2 protein-coding genes are annotated in these 3058 nt (G+C 60.6%); both read left to right on the forward strand.

What is annotated here, in order from left to right; translation table 11 throughout:
- Positions 1-328: 328 nt before the first annotated feature.
- Positions 329-1723: a solute carrier family 23 protein gene (locus tag M0954_RS05425; RefSeq protein WP_297352028.1), complete on the forward strand. Its 1395-nt coding sequence runs from the start codon at positions 329-331 to the stop codon at positions 1721-1723.
- A 272-nt stretch (positions 1724-1995) separates the two neighbouring features.
- Entirely contained in the window at positions 1996-3039 is a 1044-nt protein-coding gene (locus M0954_RS05430; RefSeq protein WP_297352030.1) for a porin, read from the forward strand.
- Positions 3040-3058 lie beyond the last annotated feature (19 nt).

Genomic DNA, 3058 nt, shown 5'->3' on the forward strand with positions numbered 1-3058 from the left:
AGGGCGCCAGTTCTTGACGTCCTGATTGCTTCTACCGCTCCCCCGCTCTGCGGCGCCTTCACCCAAGCGCTTCCAGCGACCGCGTCATTCCCCGAAGACAGCCGGCAATCCGCTCACAGTATTGGGCCGCCGCCGTCCGCTTTCCTGTCCGCCTGTCGTGTCCACCCATCCGTCATCGCCTGCCGTTCCGGCAATGATCATCATGCATATTGCAATATCATTGTATGACAGCATATACTTCCGCCGATGGATATGAGCGCGCAGACACGGGCCAACGGAAGCCGGCGTTTTGAGCGCACGAAAAAGAAAGCAGCAAGGAGACGGCAGCATGGGCAGATCGCAAGACATCAGCGCGGCGGCAACAACGACGGCGGGGGCGCCCGCGTCCGTGTTCGACGTAGGCATCAACGAGAAGCTACCGCTTTCGCAACTCGCGGTGCTCGGCTTGCAGAACGTCTTCGGGATGACCGGAATGTTCGTGTTTCCCGGCCTCCTCGGCCGCGCGTTCCATCTGCCTGATGCACAGATCGCGTACCTGTACGGCATGACATTCCTCGTGTGCGGAATCGTCACGATCCTGCAGTCGGTGCTACTGCTCCGACTCCCCATCGCGCAAGGACCCTATGCGGGAAGTTTCGGCGCGCTGCTGACGGTCGGCCATCTGCAGGCAGGAGGTCTCGGCACCGCCTTTGGTTCATTTTTCGCGGCGTCGCTAGTCTGGTGTCTGTTGACCGTGCCGATTCGTGGACGTAGCATCGCCGGCCTGTTTGCTCGCCACCTGCGCGTGCCCATTATTTCCGGAATGATGGTGATGCTGATCATGGTACAGATTGCGAGCGTCGCACTGCCGACGTGGATCGGCAGCAGGACGAGTCCCGGCTTTCCAGGCGTCAACCTGCTGTCGGGAGCGGTTGCTATCGCGGGCATCGTCGTTGCCATGTTGTGGGGCGGTCGCCGCCTGAGGCGCATCTCAATTCTGCTCGGCCTCGCGCTCGGCACGCTGTGCTATATCGCGTTTCAGCCCATCTCTTTCGCAGGGATCGCCGCCGCGCCGCTCGTCGTCGCGCCGCGTATTTTCCCGTTCGGCTTCGGCGTCCGGCCCGACCTTGTGGTTGTGTTTCTGCTCGTACTGATTCCGGCCGGGATGGGTTCGATGGCGCTTTATCAGACGGTCGCCGAATGGGGCGACGAAACGCTATCGCCGGGGCGGATGTCCGAAGGACTGTTCGGCGTCGCGCTCGGTTCGGTCGTCGCGGCGGTGTGTGGTGGCCTCAGCACGATCGCGTATCCGGACAACATCGGCATTCTGCGCGCGACGCGCGTCGGCTCGCGGTTCGTGACGCTCACCGCCGGTATATTCCTGATCGCGCTAGGCAGTTGCGTGAAATTCGACATGCTGCTCGTGGTGGTGCCGATTCCGGTGATCTCGGCCGCGGCGACGCTTCTGTTTGGCATTGTGTTCATGCACGGCGTCCATATTCTCGCGCAAGTCGAGTGGGACGATCGCCGGTTGATCTCGACCGGACTCGCCTTTCTTGTCGGCCTCGGCGGCCTGTTCATCTCGCCTGACGTGATGCACGCAATGCCGCTGCTGCTGCAACTCGTACTTCAGCAGCCGGTGATTTCGGGCGGCCTGACGCTGGTGGTGCTGCACTCGCTGCTTTGTTCGACGCAACCACCGGCGCGCCCGGCAACATCGGCGGCGACCGGGGCGCGGCACTAGACGCCGGGACACTTTTACGCCCGGGACGGTCTCGCAGACTTTTCGCAGAACTTTCCGTCCCAGGTGATGAAACAGAAAGTCCGCGTTCTTCCGTTCTTTACCGCAGGATAGGTATCGGTATAGGTCGCACAAACGGGTGCGAAAGCATTAGCTATTTAATTAGTACTACGTTATTAATCAGGATGAATCTGGCAAATCGACCGGAGGCCCAGGCACGCGTGTGCGTACCGTAGCGGCACCGGCAACACACATTTTAAAAAGAGGAGACATAGATGAAAACGAAGAGGGGATTGCAAGCGCTGGTGGTGGCTGCGGCGCTGTTCGGCGAGGCCGCTTACGCGCAATCAAGTGTCCAGCTTTACGGCCTGGTTGATGCTTTCGTTGGCGAAAAGAAGGCGCTCAATGGCCAGTCGGCGGTCGTAGCCGGCAACGGCGGCATGACCGCACCGTTCTTCGGACTGCGCGGCAACGAGGACATCGGTGGCGGCACCCAGGTCATCTTCGACCTCGAAAGTTATTTCAATGTGCAGACCGGCGCGTCCGGGCGCACCGGTTTTCCGAACGACGGTCTATTTTCGCGCAACGCGTATGTCGGCCTGACTGGCCGCTATGGGACGCTGACCGCGGGCCTGACTCCTCCGCTGCTATGGTTTTCGACGATCAAATTCAATCCGTTCGGCAATTCCTTCGTGTTCGCGCCGATCGTGTTGCACTCCTACATCGGCGTGAATGGGCAGGGCGTCTTCGGCGACGCGGGCGAATGGTGGAACACAGTCTATTACTCGACGCCGAGCGTGAACGGCCTGGTTGGCAAAGCCATGTACGCGTTTGGTAACGACCCGGGACATCTCGGCCAGAACAAGTGGACCACGCAGGTGTCGTACAGCAACGGCGGCTTTGCGACATCAGTCGTCTATCAGCAGATCAAGTTCAGCCTGACTGCGGGCGATCTCGATACCGTGCTGCCGGGCTTGACGACGCAGTCGGTGGTCAACGTCGGCACGTCGTACGACTTGGGCTTCGTGAAATTTTTCGGACAGTACCAGCACATCTGGGATTCGGTGACGACGGGTAACGTGGGGGTCGACACAGGGCAGCTTGGCTTCTCCATTCCCGTGGGCGTGGGCTGGATTCTCGGCTCGGACGCCTACTCGAAGAGTTCGGGTAACAGCTCGGTGTATCGCAACACATGGGCGATTTCGTACGACTACCCCTTGTCACGCCGCACCGACATCTACGCAGCGTTCCTTTCGGACCGCGCGAGCAGGATGTCGTTGGGCAACACATTTGGCGGTGGCATCCGCACCTCTTTCTGATCGCTCACCGGCCGAACGG

It is taken from the genome of Paraburkholderia sp. (assembly GCF_026225065.1).
Classification (GTDB): Bacteria; Pseudomonadota; Gammaproteobacteria; order Burkholderiales; family Burkholderiaceae; genus Paraburkholderia.

Excerpts from the sequence above, each read along its gene's own strand:
- M0954_RS05425 (WP_297352028.1), top strand. The coding sequence starts at position 329 with ATGGGCAGATCGCAAGACATCAGCGCGGCGGCAACAACGACGGCGGGG.
- M0954_RS05430 (WP_297352030.1), top strand. The coding sequence starts at position 1,996 with ATGAAAACGAAGAGGGGATTGCAAGCGCTGGTGGTGGCTGCGGCGCTG.